Below are 19,347 nucleotides of genomic sequence, written 5' to 3' on the forward strand. Positions count from 1 at the left end.
CGCTCTATACATTCATTCATACGCATTATCTGACGCAAAACCGCTTCGCACTTTTGCTGGAAATGCTCTTAACCGGTTATGAGCGTCTTGATACCATCGGCGACGAACTGAACGGCGAGTGCCGCCAGAATGACACCCAGCAAGCGGGTGAGAATGGATCGACCGGTTTCGCCAAGGAACCGGTCGACGCGTTCTGCGAGCAGAAGCACGACATAGGTAATGAGCAGGCAAACGAAGATCACCCCCAGAAGGGCGATACGCGGCCCGAAGCCATGGAATGAGTTCGACGTCAGCACGATGGCCGAGATCGCGCCGGGACCGGCGATAAGCGGTATTGCGAGCGGGAAGGCGGCAATATTGCGGATATGATCCTTGGTGATCGCGACTTCGGCACTCTTTTCTTTGCGCTCGGTTCGCTTCTCGAAAATCATTTCAAACGCGATCCAGAACAGCAGCAGACCACCGGCGACGCGGAAAGCCCCGATGGAAATACCGAACATGCCGAGGATCTGCACGCCTGCCACGGCAAAGAGCGCCATGACGATGAATCCGATGATGGAAGCGCGAAGCGCGACCTGACCGCGATGGTGACGATCCATGCCCGGCGTCAACGCTAGAAACAGCGGCGCCAGGCCCGGTGGATCGATCGTGACAAGAAGGGTGACGAAGGCGCTGAATACGGTATCGTAGAACCCCATGCTACTGTCGCCCTCTCATTGGTCTGTCACGATTGAATTCTAGACGATCAAGCCGCATTGGTCGATGCAAAGTGCCGGATCGAGCAACAAGCTTGCGCCATGTTTATGTGAATATCTTATAAGTCATTGATTTACAAAAACGATTTAGCCGCCGGAAATGGTCTCGAAATTGGCGTTTTGCGCTACTTTCCTTTATAAAGAGACTTTATCGATTCTGTTGAGAAAGATATCTGAATAGTGTCAGATCAAACCCCTCCACCCGGTTCCGACGATATGAATGGCGGCCCGAGCGGTATTGAGCCGATTTCCATTATCGAGGAAATGCAGCGCTCATATCTCGACTACGCCATGAGCGTTATCGTGAGCCGTGCTCTGCCAGACGTGCGCGACGGCCTGAAGCCAGTGCATCGTCGTATCCTTCACGCCATGAACGAGATGAATCTCGCCTATAACCGCCCCTACCGTAAATCGGCGGGTGTGGTCGGTGAGGTCATGGGTAAGTATCACCCGCATGGCGATGCCTCGATCTACGATGCCCTCGTGCGTATGGCGCAGGATTTCTCCATGCGCGATCCGCTTGTCGACGGGCAGGGCAATTTCGGCTCCATCGACGGTGATCCCCCGGCGGCAATGCGTTATACCGAATGCCGTCTGGAAAAACTCACCGAAGCCCTTCTGTCGGACATCGACAAGGACACGGTCAATTTCCAGGACAATTACGACGGTCGCGAACGGGAACCGGTGGTTATGCCAGCGCGTTTCCCGAACCTGCTCGTCAATGGTTCGGGCGGTATTGCGGTCGGTATGGCGACCAATATTCCGCCGCACAACCTTGCCGAAGTCATCGATGGCTGCATCGCGTTGATTGAAAATCCAGCCATCCCGCTGGAAGAAATCATGGAGATCATTCCGGGTCCCGATTTCCCGACCGGAGGCATCATTCTTGGACGTGCGGGCATCAATTCCGCCTATACGACCGGGCGCGGTTCGGTGATCATGCGTGGACGCGCGGCAATCGAGCCAATGCGCGGCGACCGCGAAGCCATTATCATAACCGAGATTCCGTATCAGGTGAATAAGGCCTCGATGATCGAGAAAATGGCCGAACTGGTGCGCGACAAGCGCATCGAAGGCATTTCCGATCTGCGCGACGAATCCGACCGTGAAGGCTATCGCGTCGTGGTCGAATTGAAACGTGACGCCGTTGCCGATGTCGTGCTGAATCAGCTCTATCGCTACACGCCGCTGCAGACCTCGTTCGGCTGCAACATGGTGGCGCTGAATGGCGGCAAGCCGGAACAGCTGACGCTGCTCGACATGCTGCGCGCCTTCGTGGCCTTCCGCGAGGAAGTCGTCACCCGCCGCACCAAGTTCCTGCTGAACAAGGCGCGCGACCGTGCGCATGTGTTGGTGGGTCTGGCGATTGCGGTTGCCAATATCGATGAAGTGATCGCACTGATCCGTCGCGCGCCCGATCCAACGACCGCGCGTGAACAGTTGATGGAGCGCCGCTGGCCCGCCGCTGACGTTGCACCGTTAATCCGCCTGATCGACGATCCACGTCACCGCATCAATGAAGACAACACCTATAACCTCTCCGAAGAACAGGCCCGCGCCATTCTCGAATTGCGTCTGCAGCGCCTGACGGCGCTCGGACGTGACGAAGTGGCGGACGAACTGAACAAGATCGGCGAGGAAATCCGCGATTATCTGGATATCCTGTCGTCGCGTTTGCGCGTCATGACCATCGTCAAGGACGAGATGATTGCCGTTCGTGACGAGTTCGGCACGCCACGCCGCACCGAAATCGGTTTCGGCGGCGCGGAAATGGACGATGAAGACCTGATCGCTCGCGAAGACATGGTCGTCACCGTCAGCCATGCGGGCTATATCAAGCGCGTTCCGCTGACGACCTATCGCGCACAGCGCCGCGGTGGCAAAGGCCGTTCCGGCATGGCGACGAAGGATGAAGATTTCGTCACCCGCCTGTTTGTCGCCAATACGCATACGCCGGTTCTGTTCTTCTCCTCGCGTGGCATTGTCTACAAGGAAAAGGTCTGGCGCCTGCCGGTCGGCACACCGCAATCGCGCGGCAAGGCTCTCATCAACATGCTGCCGTTGCAGCAGGGCGAGCGCATCACGACCATCATGCCGTTGCCGGAGGATGAAGATTCCTGGGCAAATCTGGACGTCATGTTCTCGACCACGCGCGGTACGGTTCGCCGTAACAAGCTGTCGGACTTCGTTCAGGTCAACCGCAACGGCAAGATCGCGATGAAGCTCGAGGATGACGGGGATGAAATCCTCTCCGTCGATACCTGTACGGAATTCGACGACGTGCTTCTAACCTGCGCCGGCGGCCAGTGTATCCGCTTCCCGGTTACCGATGTGCGCGTCTTCGCAGGCCGCAACTCGATCGGCGTGCGCGGCATTAATCTGGCGGATGGCGACAAGGTCATCTCCATGGCGATCCTGCACCATGTCGAAGCCGATGCCTCGCAGCGTTCCGCCTATCTCAAGCGTTCGATTGCCGAACGCCGGGCGCAAGGCGCGGACGATGCCGACGATATCGTCGTTGTTGGTGAGGAAGTCGGTACCGACGCCGAACTTTCCGAAGAGCGGTATCAGGAACTGAAGGCGCGCGAACAAACCGTGCTGACGGTCAGCGAATATGGCTACGGCAAACGTTCATCGTCTTACGAGTTCCGTGTTTCGGGCCGTGGCGGCAAGGGCATCCGTGCCACCGACACGTCGAAGACCGACGAAATCGGCAAGCTCGTTTCGCTATTCCCGGTCGAAGCAAGTGACCAGATCCTGCTCGTCTCCGATGGTGGCCAGCTGATCCGCGTGCCTGTCGATGGTATCCGTCTCGCGGGCCGTTCGACCAAGGGTGTTACGATCTTCAACACGGCTGATGGTGAAAAGGTTGTTTCCGTCGAGCGTATTTCCGAAACGGATAGCGACGAGGAAAACGGCAATGGTGACGTTGAGGGTGGCGAATCCGCGCCCGGAGGCGAAGCACCCGCAGCCAGCGAAGAATAAGCAAACTAGCCGGGCTTGATGCCCCGGTTGGAGTAAGCGCAATGAAAAAGGCCGATGGCAAAACCATCGGCCTTTTTCAGATGCCAAGACTGGAGGAATTGGCGATCTTCTAATCAGGTTGCGTCATTACGACAGATAGTTGATTTGTTTCGGGAATACCGCCGGTGATGTGTTCTTCTTCTGGATGCTCAATCTCAAGCCGAAAGGCGAGTGTTCAAGCCAGGAAGATACGAATTACCGTGAGCGCATGTTGCGCATGCTGTTGAGGTCGAAGGCCACCTGACGCACGCGTTGGCGTTTGGCTTCGTTCTCCTCGAGGAGCAATATGATTGCCGATGCGGCCATTGCGACCATCATGGATAATGCCAGAAGAAAGATCATCATCGTCATATCCTTTCGACATACATACGCTTCAGAAACGAAAAGGTTGCACCAAACTTGCGCCTATTCTGGTAAATCGGTTGTGAACTTGCCGTGAAATCATCGTTCACATCGCGTTCAATTGGTTTCTTGGTTTCTATTTTCTTATCGTTCTGGTTCTTGTTGAAAATCCTGTCAGAAAAGGCTAGCTGGAAGAAATGACAATCGCGATCTATGCGGGCTCCTTCGACCCGGTGACAAACGGCCATATGGATGTCCTGAAAGGTGCTTTGCGCCTTGCCGATGAGGTTATTGTCGCCATTGGCGTGCATCCCGGTAAGAAGCCGCTGTTCAGTTTTGAGGAACGCGTGGAACTGATCGGCCAGAGCGCGAAAGCTGTTCTTGGCGGTGATGGAGCGCGCGTTTCCGTTATCTCCTTTGATGGATTGGTGATCGACTCGGCGCGCAAGCATAAGGCGCAGCTGATGGTGCGCGGCCTGCGCGACGGCACCGATCTCGATTACGAAATGCAGATGGCGGGCATGAACGGCACTATGGCGCCGGAATTGCAGACCGTTTTCCTGCCGGCCGATCCTGCCGTGCGCACCATTACCGCCACATTGGTTCGCCAGATTGCGTCCATGGGCGGCGATATCAGGCCTTTCGTACCGGCTGTTGTGGCCGCTGCCCTTGAAGCAAAATTCAAATCCTGAGGTTTGGGAGTTTTTCGATCATGAAATTTATCCGTTCGGCGCTTGCCGCTGCCGCGATTTTTACACTGTCTCAAGGCGTGATGGCCTCCATCGCCAATGCGGCGGACACGCTCGTTCTGAAGCTCAAGGACGGTGATGTCGCAATCCAGCTGCGTCCCGACCTCGCGCCGAAGCATGTGGCCCAGATCGAGAAGCTGGCAAGCGAAGGCGCCTATGACGGCGTTGCCTTCCATCGTGTCATTCCGGGCTTCATGGCCCAGACCGGCGATGTCGAATTCGGCAATATGAACAAGGGCTTTGACGCGTCGCGCGTGGGCACCGGCGGCTCCAAACTGCCTGATATCAAGGCTGAATTCTCGAAAGAACCTTTCGTGCGCGGCACGGTGGGCATGGCCCGCAGCCAGAGCCCGAATTCCGCCAATTCGCAGTTCTTCATCATGTTCGACGACGGTGCTTTCCTGAATGGCCAATATACGGTTGTCGGCAAAGTTGTCAGCGGCATGGAAGCCGTGGACAAGATAAAGAAGGGCAGCGAATCCGATAATGGGTCCGTCGAAAACCCGGACAAGATCGTCAAGGCGACCATTCAGAAATAAATATCCAATACAACGCGTCTTATCGAACGCATTGAAACAGGAGAGGCCCAATGGCTTACAAAGACCCCGAAAACACGCTCGTTCTGGAAACCACCAAGGGCAATGTCGTGCTCGAACTCTATCCCGACCTGGCTCCGGGCCATGTCGAGCGCATCAAGGAACTGGCGCGTGAAGGCGCTTATGATGGCGTCGTGTTCCACCGTGTCATTGACGGCTTCATGGCGCAGACCGGCGATGTGAAGTTCGGCAAGTCGGGCGGCGAACATTTCAACGGCTCGCGCGCTGGCATGGGCGGTTCGGACAAGCCGGACCTGAAGGCTGAGTTCTCCAACACCCAGCACAAGCGCGGCACGGCTTCGATGGCACGTAGCCAGAACCCGAATTCTGCCAACTCGCAGTTCTTCATCTGCTTTACCGATGCTCCCTGGCTGGACCGCCAGTACACCGTATGGGGTCAGGTCATTGAAGGCATGGACAATGTCGACAAGATCAAGCGCGGCGAGCCGGTCACCGACCCGGACAAGATCGTGTCTGCCCGCATCGCAGCCGACGCCTGATCGACTATTTCCAATGAAAATTGCGGCTCCGGTTCATACCGGGGCCGCAGCTATGTACGAGGCCTATCATGCGTGTTGATCTTTTCGATTTCGATCTGCCGGAAGAGCGTATTGCCCTGCGCCCAGCGGAGCCGCGCGATCATGCGAGGCTTTTGCGTGTTGTTCCGGGCCAGCCTTTCGAGGATCGTCACGTCTATGATCTGCCCGATCTTCTGCAGCCGGGCGATGCGCTTGTTTTTAATGATACCAAGGTGATACCGGCACAACTTGAAGGTATGCGCGAACGCGACGGCAATATCAGCCAAGTCAGCGCAACCTTGCATATGCGGATGGGACCAGATCGCTGGGCGGCGTTTCTGCGCCCGGCCAAGCGCGTCAAGGAAGGCGACCGCATCCGCTTCGGTCATTCCGGTTCAAGCTGCTTTCTTGGCACCCTCGACGCAACCGTTGCCGAGAAAGGCGAGGCGGGCGAGGCGCTTCTCGTGTTCGATCTGTCCAGCGCGATGCTGGATGAAGCAATCGCTGCTGTCGGACATATCCCGCTTCCACCTTATATCGCTTCGAAGCGCGCGGAAGACGACCGCGACCGCAGCGATTATCAAACCGTTTATGCCCGTGAGGAAGGCGCTGTCGCAGCCCCCACCGCCGGGCTTCATTTCACGCCCGACCTTCTGGAAAAGATCAAGGCCAAGGGCATTGAAGAGCATTTCGTGACGCTGCATGTCGGGGCGGGGACTTTCCTGCCCGTCAAGGCCGACGACACCACCGACCACAAAATGCATTCCGAGATCGGCTATGTCTCGCAGAAGACTGCGGATGCGCTGAACGCCGTGCATGAGCGCGGTGGCCGCGTGGTTTGTGTCGGCACGACGTCGCTCCGGCTCATTGAAAGTGCTGCGGGCGAGGATGGTCTCATTCGTCCTTGGTCCGGCCCGACCGACATCTTCATCACGCCCGGCTATAAATTCCGCGCAGTCGACATGCTGATGACCAATTTCCACTTACCGCGTTCGACGCTGTTCATGCTGGTTTCCGCCTTCAGCGGCCTCGACACCATGCGCGCTGCCTATGAACGCGCCATTGAAACCGGCTATCGCTTTTATTCCTACGGCGACGGCAGCTTGCTTGAACGCGCTTGACATAATAGACAACGGCCATGACCAGCGAAAATTTTGAATTCACAGTCCTCGCCCGCGACGGCGCGGCCCGTCAGGGTGAAATTTCCATGCCGCGCGGCGTGGTGCGCACGCCTGCCTTCATGCCGGTCGGCACAGCCGGAACAGTCAAGGCCATGTATATGGACCAGGTGAAGGACCTTGGCGCGGATATCATCCTCGGCAATACCTATCATCTCATGCTGCGCCCCGGCGCAGAGCGTGTTGCCCGCCTTGGCGGATTGCACGAATTCGGCGGCTGGAAAGGCCCGATCCTGACCGATTCCGGTGGTTTTCAGGTCATGTCGCTGGCACAATTGCGCAAGCTTGATGAGAAGGGCGTGACCTTCCGCTCGCATATCGACGGCAAAGCCTATGAAATGACGCCGGAGCGTTCCATCGAAATTCAGGGCCTGCTGGATAGTGATATCCAGATGCAGCTCGATGAATGCGTGGCGTTGCCATCGCCGGAAAAGAACACCGAGCGCGCGATGGAACTGTCGCTTCGCTGGGCCGAGCGTTGCAAGGTGGCCTTTGGCGACCAGCCGGGCAAGGCCATGTTCGGCATTGTGCAGGGCGGCGACAATGCCCGTCTGCGCGAGCGTTCAGCCGAAGCGCTGAAAGCCATGGACCTCAAGGGCTATTCGGTGGGTGGCCTTGCTGTCGGCGAGCCGCAGAACGTCATGCTGGACATGCTGGAAGTCGTCTGTCCGATCCTGCCCGCTGAAAAGCCGCGCTATCTGATGGGCGTCGGCACGCCGGACGATATTTTAAAATCTGTCGCGCGCGGCATCGACATGTTCGACTGCGTCATGCCAACCCGCGCAGGGCGTCACGGTCTGGCCTTCACGCGTTTTGGCAAGGTCAATCTGCGCAATGCGCGCCATGCTGACGATCACCGTCCGCTCGATCCGGAATCCGATTGCCCGGCGTCGCGCGACTACAGTCGCGCCTATCTGCACCATCTGGTGAAGTCCGGTGAAGCACTCGGCGCCATGCTGCTGACCTGGAACAATCTGGCCTATTACCAGTATCTGATGAAGGGCATCCGCGCAGCGATTGCCGAAGGGCGATTCAACGATTTTGCCGCTGAAACCACCGCGGGGTGGGAGCGGGGAGACATTCCGGCTCTGTGATTCGCAGACTGTTAAATAAAAGGGCGCTCGGCGCCCTTTTTTCTTAAATACTGTCAGTTTTCTGTCAGCATGTTTTCCAAACGGCAGAGAACGGCACGCTGCTCTTCATCAGTGACAATCTCGCATTCCATCAATTTGGAACACTCAAGCCCGGCCACGGCCAGATAGACGATCAGCGCCGTATCGGGATCGGTCGTATCCTTGATCATGCGGTCGAGAAATGTCCGATGGTACTGGCGAACGGGCACCATGAAACCCGGATCTTCGGCAAGTGCCGCAAGAACGCCACAAGCGGGTGGTTCATCGTCGGCCTGAACGCGGTAAACATCCAGAAAAGCCCGCGCAACGCGGTTTTTATCGCCGGACTGGAGCGTTTCCTGAACCTCCATCGCGCGCTCATGTTCTTTCATATATTCTTCGACAACGCCCTCAAGCAGCTTTGCCTTGGTCGGAAAAGAATAAAGCAATCCGCCTTTCGACAGCCCGGCTCGGGCGGCAACGGCGTCAAGTGAAATATGAGCCGGCCCCACTTCCCGGGCTAGCTCAACTGCCGCGCGTAAAATACGATCACGCGAAGAGACCTTCTTTTTAGCTAACAACTTCGCCGGGTCTCCTGACAGTTCATGAGTTGACAATACCGTCCAGACGGTACAGTTATTCGCTCCGCTAATTCAAGTAAAATACGCGCGACCTTTGTGTGATGGCCAAGGGATGCGCTCAACGTCCCCCCTCGACGCTTTTTAACAGCGTTCAGGGCGCCACCCCGGAGTACAACCGCAATGATAAAGCGCCTAATTCTGGCAATCGTGTTCCTGGTGATCGTCGTCGGGGGGCTTGTCGGCTTCAATCTGTTCAGATCGAAGGCCATCAAGGACTTTTTCGCCACTATGCAGCAGCCAGCCCAGACGGTTTCGACCATCACGGTTGAGCCGGGTACATGGCAGCCGGGTGTTGAAGCCATCGGTACGGCTCATGCGCTGAACGGCGTTGACCTGACGGTTCAGCTCGACGGTATCGTGCAGAAGATTAACTTCACCTCCAATCAGGACGTGAAGCAGGGCGATGTGCTGCTGCAGCTGGAAGACAGCATCCAGAAGGCTGATCTTGTCGCCGCCGAGGCGCAGGCCGTTCTTGCCCAGCAGAATCTGAAGCGCGCCGATACGCTGCGGACACGCGGCGTCGGTGCCGTTTCTAACGTCGATACGACGGCATCGGTCGCCAATGCCGCTGAAGCAGCGGTCGAAAAGATGCGCGCAACGCTGGCGCAGAAGACGGTGAAGGCACCGTTTTCCGGCGTTATCGGTATCGCCAAGGTCGATATCGGTCAGTATCTGACGCCCGGCACGGTGATTGCCACCTTGCAGGACACCAACATGATGCGCATCGATTTCACTGTGCCGGAACAGTCGCTGGCCTCCATCAAGCTCGGCCAGACCGTCAAGGTCGGCTCCACGGCTGAAAACCTCGACTTCACCGGCACGATTGTCGGTATCGATCCGAAGATCGACCCGACCACACGCCTTGTTTCTGTGCGCGCCGAAGTCAAGAACCCGGATCACAAGCTGACGCCTGGTCAGTTCGTGCAGGTGCGCGTTGAACTGCCTGAAGAAAGCAATGTGTTCGCCATTGCGCAGACTTCGATCGTGTCGAGCCTTTATGGCGATTATGTCTATGCCGTTCGCCCGGAAAAGAAGGCCGAAGAGGGTAAGGCCAATGCGGAAGCAGCAAAGCCAGCCGAAGAGGCCAAGACACCTGCTGCCGATGCAAAGCCCGCAGAAGGCGAAAAGCTGGTCGCGCAGCAGGTCTTCGTCAAGCTTGGCCGTCGCTACAATGGCGTGGTGGAAATTACCAGCGGCCTCAAGGCAGGCGACATCGTCATCACCGCTGGCCAGAACAGGCTTTCGCCCGGCGTTCCGGTGAACATCGACAACGCGGTTAACCCGGCCAATCCGGCTGACAAGAAATAGGCGAACCGATGAGTTTTTCAGATATTTTCATTCGGCGACCCGTTCTTGCAACGGTGGTCGCCCTCATGATCATTCTCCTCGGCCTTCAGGGTATCGCGCAGCTTTCGGTGCGCGAATATCCGAAGGTTGACGAAACGGTCATCACCATCACCACCAACTATGCCGGTGCCAGCGCTGAACTCATTCAGGGTTTCATAACCGCGCCTATCGCTGAATCGGTCGCGACGACAGAAAACATTGACTATGTGACCTCGTCCAGCCGCCCATCGTCGAGCACGGTGACGGTGCAGATGAAGCTTGGCGCCAATCCGGATGCCGCGCTGACGGAAGTTATCGCCAAGGTCAATCAGGTTCGCGGCGATCTGCCGGATGAATCCGATGATCCGATCATCGTCAAGGGGACGGGCCAGAGCTTCGCAACCATGTATCTGGCTGCGCAGAACCCGAACATGACCAGCGAGCAGATCACCGAATATCTGGAACGCGTCATCCAGCCGCGCATGTCCACCATTCAGGGCGTCGCCAAGGCTGAAATCCTCGGTGGTCAGGTCTATTCGATGCGCGTCTGGCTTGATCCGATCCAGCTGGCGGCGCGTCAGATCACAGCACCGGAAGTGCTGGCCGCAATCAATGCGTCGAACTTCCTGTCGGCCCCCGGCACGACCAAAAACGAATATGTCGCGTCGGCGATCACGCTCAAATCCACGCTGCAAACACCGGAAGCCTTCGGCGCAATGCCGATCAAGACTTCGGGTGATGAAGTCGTGCGCCTGCGCGATGTGGCGAAGGTGGAACTGGCGGCCCAAAGCACGGACACCATCGTGTCGTTCAACGGCTCGGCTGGTACGTTCCTTGGCGTTTATCCGACACCAGCGGCAAACCCGATCGACATGGCGGCTGCCGTCAACAAGGAACTGCCATCAATCCAGAACTCGCTCCCGGAAGGCATGTCTCTGGTTCTGGTCTATGACGCGACCGAACAGATCAGTTCGTCGATCAAGGAAGTGTTCACGACCATCGGCGAAGCTGTGGCCATTGTTATTCTGGTCATCATCGTCTTCCTTGGTTCGTTCCGTTCGGTTCTGATTCCGATTGTGACCATTCCGATCTCGCTGATCGGTGTGTGCTTCTTCCTGTTCGCGCTTGGTTTCTCGATCAATCTTCTCTCGCTGCTGGCCATGGTTCTGGCTATCGGCCTCGTGGTCGATGATGCCATCGTCGTTCTGGAGAATATTCACCGCCACATCGAAGAGGGCCTGCGTCCTATGGATGCCGCCTTCAAAGGTATGAAGGAAATCACCGGCTCGATCATCGCCATGACGATCACGCTGGCGGCCGTGTTTGCTCCGCTCGGTTTCACCGGCGGTCTGACCGGCGCGCTGTTCCGCGAATTCGCCTTCACGCTGGCGGGTGCCGTTATCATCTCCGGTGTGGCGGCCTTGACCATCTCTCCGATGATGTGCTCGCGCATGCTCAAGCATGGCAGCGAAACGCGGTTTCAGAAGTTCATCGACCGCACCTTCTCGCGTGTCGAGAAATGGTATCATCGCCGGGTCTCCAACTCGCTGAACTATCGCGGCATTACGCTAATGATCGTTGTGGCGCTAATGGGCCTGACAGGCTTTCTGTTCATGAACACATCGAGCGAACTGGCTCCTGAAGAAGATTCGGGCGCACTGTTCTCAATGTTCCAGGCGCCGCAATATGCGACTTCGGCCTATACGAACCTTTACGCCGAACAGATCGATGCGCTGACGAAGGATTTGCCTGAGCAGAAGACCCGTTTCCAGATCGTCGGCATGGATGGCGGCACCACCTCTGGAATCGCACTCTGGGTGCTAAGCGACTGGAACGACCGTACTCGTTCGCAGAAGCAGATTCAGGAAGACCTCACCAACCGTCTGACCAAAGTTGCCGGCGTGCAGGCTTTCGTCTTCGCTCCACCATCGCTTCCGGGCACAGGTGGCGGTTTGCCGATCTCGATTGCCTTGCAGTCTACGGGCCCGGCGGACACGGTTTTCGAACTGGCCGAAGAGATCAAGAACGAAGCGCAAGCTTCGGGACAGTTCATCATCGTGCAGAACTCGCTGTCCTTCAACGCGCCGGAAACGACGATCACCATCAACCGTGACCGCGCGGCAACGCTTGGCGTGCAGGTCAGTGATATCGGTGCAACGCTCGGCCTACTGACTGGTGGTGCGTCGATTGCCAAGTTCGACCGCGATTCGAACAGCTATGACATCATCACGCAGGTGCCTGATGTCTATCGTTCGAATCCCGAAAAGCTTGGTGAATTCTATGTCCGCAGCGTTTCGGGTTCGATGATCCCGCTATCATCAGTCATCACGATCACGCAGAACGCATCGCCTGCCGCAATCGAGCAGTTCAACCAGCTCAATTCGGCGACGATTTCGGCGCTGCCTCTGCCGGGCGTCACCACCGGCCAGGGCCTGCAAACGCTTGTGGATCTGACCAAGGCGAAGATGCCGGAAGGCTTCTTCCTGGATTATTCCGGTCAGTCGCGTCTGGAAGTGGAGCAGGGCAACACCATCCTGATCGCCTTCGGCCTCGCCGTTATCGTGATCTATCTGGTTCTGGCTGCGCAGTTCGAAAGCTTCCGCGATCCGTTCATCATCATGATGTCGGTGCCGCTTTCGATCTTCGGCGCTATCGTGCCGCTCAATATCGGTCTCGGCACGCTGAACATCTACACGCAGGTTGGTCTCATCACCCTTGTCGGGCTGATAACCAAACACGGCATTCTGATGGTGGAATTCGCCAATCAGCAGCGCCGCCTGCACGGGCTTTCGCGTCGCGATGCAATCGTCGCCGCCGCTGAAACCCGTCTGCGTCCGATCCTGATGACCACCGCAGCCATGGCGCTTGGCGTCGTTCCGCTGATCATTGCAACCGGCGCCGGTGCCGCCGCCCGTTATTCGATGGGTCTGGTGATTTTCACCGGTATCGTGATTGGTACGATGTTTACGCTGTTCGTGGTGCCAATGTTCTACACCTTCATCGCGAAGAAGGATGTGGAAGGCGAGTATGTGGCTTCGCCGGAAGAGGGGCATGATTCAGCCCCGGCACAACCACATTAGGATTGTTCGATCACTCTTAGTTGCTTTGAATTAAGTATAGGGCGCCCTATTTCTAGGGTGCCCTATTTCTTTGCGGCAGTTGTAACTGCAGTATTCAAGCCCATATGAGCCAGCATGATACCTTTATCCGTACTCGATCTTTCGCCCGTTCCCGATAACAGCGATGCCGGACAGTCTCTGCGCAACACGCTTGAGCTTGCACAGCGCGCGGAGAAACTTGGCTTTCATCGCTATTGGCTGGCCGAACATCACAATATGCCCGGCATTGCCAGTGCCGCCACATCGGTCGTGATCGGCTATGTCGCGAATGGCACTTCGACGATTCGCGTCGGCGCGGGTGGCATCATGCTGCCGAACCATTCGCCGCTGGTGATTGCCGAGCAGTTCGGCACGCTGGCGTCGCTTTTTCCTGGCCGTATCGATCTCGGCCTTGGCCGCGCGCCCGGAACCGACCAGATCACGGCGCACGCCTTGCGGCGCAATCTCGACGGCGATGCCAGCGCATTCCCGCAGGACGTGGTTGAACTGCTCAATTATTTCAAACCGGCGGAACCCGCCCAGCGCGTCCGCGCCGTTCCAGGCGAGGGGCTTGAGGTTCCGGTCTGGATTCTAGGTTCAAGCCTGTTCGGCGCGCAGCTTGCGGCCATGCTGGGCCTGCCATACGCTTTTGCATCGCATTTTGCACCAGCGGAGATGGAACGCGCCATCGCGCTTTATCGCGAGCGTTTCGAGCCATCGGAATATATGCAGAAGCCTTACGTCATGCTCGGCCTCAACGTGATCGCAGCAGATACCGACGAAGAGGCGCATTATCTCTTCACCTCGCAATTGCAGGCATTCGTAAACCTGCGCAGCGGTCGTCCCGGAAAATTACCCGCACCTGTAGCCGGCTACATGGAGCAGCTTGATCCGGCAGCCCAGGCGCTTGTCCGCCAGATGCTGTCGTGCCGCGTGGTCGGCGGGCCTGAAACGGTGGCAAAGGGCATTCAGGCCTTTGCCGAAAGCACCGGCGCTGATGAGTTGATGATCACCGGCATGATCCACGATCACAAGAAGCGCCTGCGCTCCTACGAGATTGTCAGCAACTCGATAGCGTGAGGATCGAATTCGCGATTGACTTCACCCAGAAGCCAATCGCGAAACGCATTGACTGCAGGCGTGTTTGCGCGCGCCTTCGGTGTGACGAAATAATAGCTGCTGGGGCTTTTGACCGTGTGCGGGTAGGCCACCACAAGCTGCCCGCTGTCGATTTCCGAGCGGATCAGAAAAAGCGGCATGAGGGCAACGCCCAGCCCCGCGATGCAAGCCTGCGAAACATTGGAAAACTGTTCAAACCGCATGCCACCCGGCGCTGGCACGGTGATATCAAGGCTGCGGAACCAGTGATCCCACGCTCCCGGTCGCGAAGCCATGTTGAACAAGGGCAGCCGAAGAAGATCGGTGGGCGCTGACACCGGGTTCTCCTTCAAAAAAGCCGGGCTGCAAACCGGCGCAACCGTTTCATCCATCAAAAACACGCAATCGCCATTCGGCCAATCCGGCTGGCCGATGTGAATGGCCGCGTCCAGACCTTCACGGTCAAAGTCGAACTGGCCGATACGGGTCGCGAAATTCAGAATAATATCCGGAAATTGTGCCACAAAGCGCGGAATACGCGGAATGAGCCAGCGCGTGCCGAATGTGGGCAGAAAAGCGAGGTTCAATGTTTTGCCACGCATCTGCGACATGACCTGAAGCGAAGCGGCCCGAATAACCGAAAGGGCAGGCGCAACGGCATTAAAATAAGCGCGTCCCGCATCCGACAGCACGACGTGGCGGCTGGTGCGGTCGAAAAGTGCTGTGCCAAGCTGTTCTTCGAGCGTCGCGATCTGACGGCTGACCGCGCCTTGTGTCAGCGCGAGTTCTTCTGCAGCCGCAGAAAAGCTTGCAAGCCGCGCAACAGCGTCAAACGCCGCAAGCGCACTGGTGGAGGGAAGGAGCCGTCGCGAGAGTGTCGTCATGATCTATTACTAAATGGAATAGATCGATGAGTAAACATCGTTTGCAGCCTGACGCCCTGCGGTTCATAGTCCGGTCAATTCTGAAATGAGGAGAATTTCTAATGTCGCGTACGGCCTTTAACTGGGAAGATCCCTTTCTGCTCGACGAACAGCTGACCGAAGACGAGCGCATGATCCGCGACTCCGCGAAGGCATTCGCGAGCGACGTTCTGCTGCCGCGTGTGGAAAAGGCCTATCTCGACGAAACCACCGACCCGGAACTGTTCCGCCTCATGGGCCAGTCTGGCCTTCTCGGCGTGACGCTGCCGGAAGAATATGGCGCGGCCAATGCCGGTTATGTTGCCTATGGCCTCGTAGCGCGCGAAGTCGAGCGCGTTGATTCCGGTTATCGTTCGATGATGAGCGTACAGTCCTCGCTCGTCATGTATCCGATCTACGCCTATGGCTCTGACGAACAGCGCAAGAAATATCTGCCGGGTCTCGTCTCCGGCGAGTTGATCGGCTGCTTCGGTCTGACCGAACCGGATGCCGGTTCCGACCCTGCAGGCATGAAGACCCGCGCCGAAAAGATCGACGGCGGCTATCGCCTGACCGGCTCAAAGATGTGGATTTCGAATTCGCCAATCGCTGACGTGTTCGTGGTGTGGGCCAAGTCCGCAGCCCATGACAATGCCATTCGCGGCTTCGTGCTTGAAAAGGGCATGAAGGGGCTTTCCGCCCCGAAGATCGGTGGCAAGCTGTCGCTCCGCGCTTCGATCACCGGCGAAATCGTCATGGACGGCGTGGAAGTCTCGGAAGACGCGCTGCTGCCAAACGTATCGGGCCTCAAGGGTCCGTTCGGCTGCCTCAACCGTGCGCGCTACGGCATTTCGTGGGGCGTTCTGGGCGCCGCCGAAGATTGCTGGTTCCGCGCGCGTCAATACGGCCTCGACCGCAAGCAGTTCGACAAGCCGCTGGCTGGCACGCAGCTTTACCAGAAGAAGCTCGCCGACATGCAGACCGAAATCACGCTCGGCCTTCAGGCATCGCTGCGCGTCGGTCGTCTGTTCGACGAAGGCAAGATGGCCCCGGAAATGATCTCCATCGTCAAGCGCAACAATTGCGGCAAGGCGCTCGATATCGCCCGTCAGGCCCGCGACATGCATGGCGGCAACGGTATCCAGATCGAATACCACGTCATGCGCCACGCGCAGAACCTCGAAACCGTGAATACCTATGAAGGCACGCATGACGTTCACGCGTTGATCCTTGGACGCGCGCAGACCGGCATTCAGGCTTTCTTCTGATCGTAACCGCCCGCACTATCCTCCCAAGGCCCGCTCGCTTCTCGCGGGCGGGCTTTTCTACTTTCTCGAGGTATCCGAAATGCAGAACACACCGCTTGACGGTTTGAAGGTGGTTGAACTGGCCCGTATTCTGGCAGGCCCGTGGGTCGGTCAGACGCTTTCCGATCTGGGAGCGGACGTTATCAAGGTCGAAAGCCCGGAAGGCGACGATACGCGCAAATGGGGGCCTCCCTTCATTGAAGTCGAAGGCGAGAAGTCGGCTGCCTATTTCCATGCCTGCAATCGCGGCAAACGCTCGATTACAGCGGATTTCCGCTCGGAAGAAGGGCAGGAGCTGGTGCGCCGCCTCGCGGCCGATGCAGATATTGTCATTGAGAATTTCAAACTCGGCGGCCTCGATAAATATGGACTTGATTATGAGAGCCTCAAGGCCGTCAATCCGCGCCTTATCTACTGCTCCATCACCGGTTTCGGCCATGATGGCCCTTATGCCGAAAGGGCAGGTTATGACTTCATGATCCAGGGCATGGGCGGGATCATGGATCTGACTGGCGAGCCGGACCGTGAACCGCAGAAGATCGGCGTGGCTTTTGCAGACATTTTCACCGGCCTTTATAGCGTGATTGCCATCCAGTCGGCGCTGATCATGCGCCAGCGCACGGGCAAGGGGCAGCACATCGATATGGCGCTGTTCGACTGCATGTCAGCAGTTCTCGCCAATCAGGCCATGAACTATCTGGCTTCCGGCGTATCCCCGAAGCGCATGGGCAACGCACATCCCAATATCGCGCCATATCAGACGCTGCCGGTTTCCGACGGCTATTTCATCATCGCTTGCGGCAATGACGGCCAGTTTGGCCGGCTGGTCGGCCTGTTGGAGCTTGCTGAGCTTGCGAGCGACGAACGTTTTGCCACCAATGCTGCCCGTGTCGCGAACCGGACGGCACTGACAGAACGGCTGGAAGAGCGCACGCGGCGATGGAAGCGCGACGACCTTCTGGCGCGTCTGGAAAAGATCGGCGTTCCGGCCGGGCCAATCAACTCGGTTGCCGATGTCTTTGCCGATCCGCAATTCATCGCACGTGGGATGAAGATCGATCCGCAGGGCGTACCGGGGTTGCGTACGCCGATCCGCTTCTCGGATGCCGAACTGAAAACCGACCATCGCTCACCCAATCTGGGCGAACATAGCGAAATGATCCGATCTGAACTGGATCGCAAATGAAGTGATCAACCCCGCTCCGGCGGGGTTTTCTTTGCGCTGGAGAAGCACTTTCTTAAGCCGGAAAACAAAAACGCCCGAAAGGGCGTTTGCTTAAAATCTAACGATTTCAATTCTCTATAAAGAGAATGGTGCGGTCGAGAAGACTCGAACTTCCACGGGTTGCCCCACAGCGACCTCAACGCTGCGCGTCTACCAATTCCGCCACGACCGCCCGTGGTAGAAGCCGAATTGCTCCGGCGAGTGGGCATTTAGCAAATCACCTTGGGGTGCACAAGCCCCATCTGCATCATCAGCCAATCTTTTTCGAAAAGAATGTGAAAAACCGCGTCGCGTTCACCATCACCAATACTGGGAACCCTTATTTTGCGGGCTTTTTCAAAGGCTTCCCTCGGATGATATTTTTTCAGAAAATCTTCACAGAGCCCGTCTTGGGAGCGCAAAAACAGCTGACACGATCAGCAAGTCCGAAGAATCGCGAATCCTCGCTCCAGAAGATTCGTGAAAAACTGAAAAATCAGCCCGCTATGCCCTGAAGACGCCGGATATCCTCCAGACGTTTGATCGTTTCGACATATCCGGCATCGATTGCCTCGGAAGCGCGGTGAAAATCTGCAAGGCCAATCTGGCCAACCACAGGCATCAGCGAAAGGTCTGGTGGATCGCCCGCCATACGTGCACGGGAAATGCGGTCCTGGATGATGTTGAAGGCGTCCATCATCACGCCGGTGATTCCCAGACGCGCTTCCTTTTCGCCATGGACAGCGCCGGGCAGACTTTCCTGACGCATCTGCGCGTGTTTGATGACCGCTGCGCGGCCATACTGATCGTAATGAAGGTTGACCGCCAGAACGAGCCGCTGCTCATAGGCGCGGCAAACGGAAACCGGCACAGGATTGACAAGCGCACCGTCGACAAGCACGCGCTCGTCCCAGCGCACGGGTTCAAACACGCCGGGCAGGGCATAGGAAGCCCGCATGGCATCCACAAGCGGCCCCGACGACAGCCATATCTCATGGCCGGTACGCAACTCCGTGCAGACCGCCACAAAGGGCCGTGTAAGCTCTTCTATCCGCAGGCCATCGAGATGTTCACGAAGGCGTCCATCGAGCTTCATGCCGCCGAAAAGACCGCTGCCGCGAAAGGTAATGTCGAGGAGATTGAACATGCGGCGTCGGGTCAGGCTGCGGGCGAATTCTTCCAGCTCGTCCAGCTTGCCCGCCAGATAACAGCCCCCGACAAGCGCGCCGATGGATGTGCCGGCAATCATTTCGATTTTGATATTGGCCTCGTCCAGCGCGCGCAGCACACCGATATGCGACCAGCCGCGTGCAGCACCGCCGCCAAGCGCCAGCGCAATCTTGCGCGGCTCACGCTTGATTTCAGGCTTCTCAATGACTTCCTGAGCAGGTGCTTCGACGTCTACACTGACAGTCCTGCGCCTTACCCCCCAGTTAAGCATCACCACGGACACCTCATCGTTTCGTTCAGACTAGCGAAACTTGGTATCCAAAGAAT

General features: G+C 57.4%; 16 protein-coding genes and 1 tRNA gene. 11 read left to right on the forward strand and 6 right to left on the reverse strand.

The window, feature by feature from the left end; translation table 11 throughout:
- Window positions 1–68: 68 nt before the first annotated feature.
- On the reverse strand, window positions 69–698 hold the full coding sequence (locus ABWW11_RS06880; protein WP_109368972.1) for a MarC family protein: 630 nt from the start codon (window positions 696–698) through the stop codon (window positions 69–71).
- Window positions 699–971: 273 nt separating this feature from the next.
- On the opposite strand from ABWW11_RS06880, the gene gyrA reads away from it, so the two are divergent.
- On the forward strand, window positions 972–3,740 hold the full coding sequence (gyrA, locus tag ABWW11_RS06885; protein ID WP_124915993.1) for a DNA gyrase subunit A: 2,769 nt from the start codon (window positions 972–974) through the stop codon (window positions 3,738–3,740).
- A 234-nt stretch (window positions 3,741–3,974) separates the two neighbouring features.
- Here gyrA and ABWW11_RS06890 read toward each other — a convergent pair whose 3' ends face one another.
- Entirely contained in the window at window positions 3,975–4,124 is a 150-nt protein-coding gene (locus tag ABWW11_RS06890) for a hypothetical protein (protein ID WP_167836029.1), read from the reverse strand.
- A 194-nt stretch (window positions 4,125–4,318) separates the two neighbouring features.
- On the opposite strand from ABWW11_RS06890, the gene coaD reads away from it, so the two are divergent.
- The 5 genes from coaD to tgt all read left to right on the forward strand — a co-directional run bounded on the left by coaD (window position 4,319) and on the right by tgt (window position 8,256).
- A complete protein-coding gene (coaD, locus tag ABWW11_RS06895; protein ID WP_109368974.1) occupies window positions 4,319–4,813 on the forward strand; it encodes a pantetheine-phosphate adenylyltransferase in 495 nt (164 codons plus the stop codon).
- A 20-nt stretch (window positions 4,814–4,833) separates the two neighbouring features.
- Window positions 4,834–5,409: a peptidylprolyl isomerase gene (locus tag ABWW11_RS06900; protein ID WP_109368975.1), complete on the forward strand. Its 576-nt coding sequence runs from the start codon at window positions 4,834–4,836 to the stop codon at window positions 5,407–5,409.
- Window positions 5,410–5,459: 50 nt separating this feature from the next.
- On the forward strand, window positions 5,460–5,966 hold the full coding sequence (locus ABWW11_RS06905; RefSeq protein WP_109368976.1) for a peptidylprolyl isomerase: 507 nt from the start codon (window positions 5,460–5,462) through the stop codon (window positions 5,964–5,966).
- 68 nt (window positions 5,967–6,034) lie between these two features.
- A complete protein-coding gene (gene queA / locus ABWW11_RS06910) occupies window positions 6,035–7,105 on the forward strand; it encodes a tRNA preQ1(34) S-adenosylmethionine ribosyltransferase-isomerase QueA (protein ID WP_109368977.1) in 1,071 nt (356 codons plus the stop codon).
- A 17-nt stretch (window positions 7,106–7,122) separates the two neighbouring features.
- Window positions 7,123–8,256 (forward strand): tRNA guanosine(34) transglycosylase Tgt, encoded by a 1,134-nt coding sequence (gene tgt, locus ABWW11_RS06915; protein ID WP_109368978.1) that lies wholly within the window; start codon window positions 7,123–7,125, stop codon window positions 8,254–8,256.
- A 53-nt stretch (window positions 8,257–8,309) separates the two neighbouring features.
- On the opposite strand, the gene ABWW11_RS06920 is transcribed toward tgt, so the two are convergent.
- Window positions 8,310–8,855 carry a TetR/AcrR family transcriptional regulator gene (locus tag ABWW11_RS06920; protein ID WP_109368979.1) on the reverse strand — a complete coding sequence of 182 codons (546 nt, stop codon included), beginning with the start codon at window positions 8,853–8,855 and terminating at the stop codon, window positions 8,310–8,312.
- 180 nt (window positions 8,856–9,035) lie between these two features.
- Between ABWW11_RS06920 and ABWW11_RS06925 the strand changes: the two genes are divergently transcribed.
- The 3 genes from ABWW11_RS06925 to ABWW11_RS06935 all read left to right on the forward strand — a co-directional run bounded on the left by ABWW11_RS06925 (window position 9,036) and on the right by ABWW11_RS06935 (window position 14,419).
- Entirely contained in the window at window positions 9,036–10,223 is a 1,188-nt protein-coding gene (locus ABWW11_RS06925) for an efflux RND transporter periplasmic adaptor subunit (protein ID WP_109368980.1), read from the forward strand.
- 8 nt (window positions 10,224–10,231) lie between these two features.
- Window positions 10,232–13,321 carry an efflux RND transporter permease subunit gene (locus tag ABWW11_RS06930; RefSeq protein ID WP_319080484.1) on the forward strand — a complete coding sequence of 1,030 codons (3,090 nt, stop codon included), beginning with the start codon at window positions 10,232–10,234 and terminating at the stop codon, window positions 13,319–13,321.
- A 114-nt stretch (window positions 13,322–13,435) separates the two neighbouring features.
- Window positions 13,436–14,419, forward strand: coding sequence for an LLM class flavin-dependent oxidoreductase (locus ABWW11_RS06935; RefSeq protein WP_109368982.1), 984 nt, complete (start codon window positions 13,436–13,438; stop codon window positions 14,417–14,419).
- Here ABWW11_RS06935 and ABWW11_RS06940 read toward each other — a convergent pair.
- Window positions 14,389–15,321, reverse strand: a complete 933-nt coding sequence (locus tag ABWW11_RS06940; protein WP_109368983.1) for a LysR family transcriptional regulator — start codon at window positions 15,319–15,321, stop codon at window positions 14,389–14,391. The genes ABWW11_RS06935 and ABWW11_RS06940 overlap by 31 nt on opposite strands.
- A gap of 101 nt (window positions 15,322–15,422) precedes the next feature.
- On the opposite strand from ABWW11_RS06940, the gene ABWW11_RS06945 reads away from it, so the two are divergent.
- Complete coding sequence (locus ABWW11_RS06945) at window positions 15,423–16,607, forward strand: acyl-CoA dehydrogenase (protein ID WP_078338624.1); 1,185 nt, start codon at window positions 15,423–15,425, stop codon at window positions 16,605–16,607.
- A 79-nt stretch (window positions 16,608–16,686) separates the two neighbouring features.
- On the forward strand, window positions 16,687–17,832 hold the full coding sequence (locus tag ABWW11_RS06950; RefSeq protein WP_109370229.1) for a CaiB/BaiF CoA transferase family protein: 1,146 nt from the start codon (window positions 16,687–16,689) through the stop codon (window positions 17,830–17,832).
- Between the two features lie 126 nt (window positions 17,833–17,958).
- Here ABWW11_RS06950 and ABWW11_RS06955 read toward each other — a convergent pair.
- Both ABWW11_RS06955 and ABWW11_RS06960 read right to left on the reverse strand, forming a co-directional pair.
- Window positions 17,959–18,043: transfer RNA gene (locus tag ABWW11_RS06955), tRNA-Leu, on the reverse strand.
- 303 nt (window positions 18,044–18,346) lie between these two features.
- A complete protein-coding gene (locus ABWW11_RS06960; protein WP_371831119.1) occupies window positions 18,347–19,294 on the reverse strand; it encodes a patatin family protein in 948 nt (315 codons plus the stop codon).
- Window positions 19,295–19,347 lie beyond the last annotated feature (53 nt).

The organism is Brucella sp. NBRC 113783, assembly GCF_040372265.1.
GTDB lineage: Bacteria > Pseudomonadota > Alphaproteobacteria > Rhizobiales > Rhizobiaceae > Brucella > Brucella teleogrylli.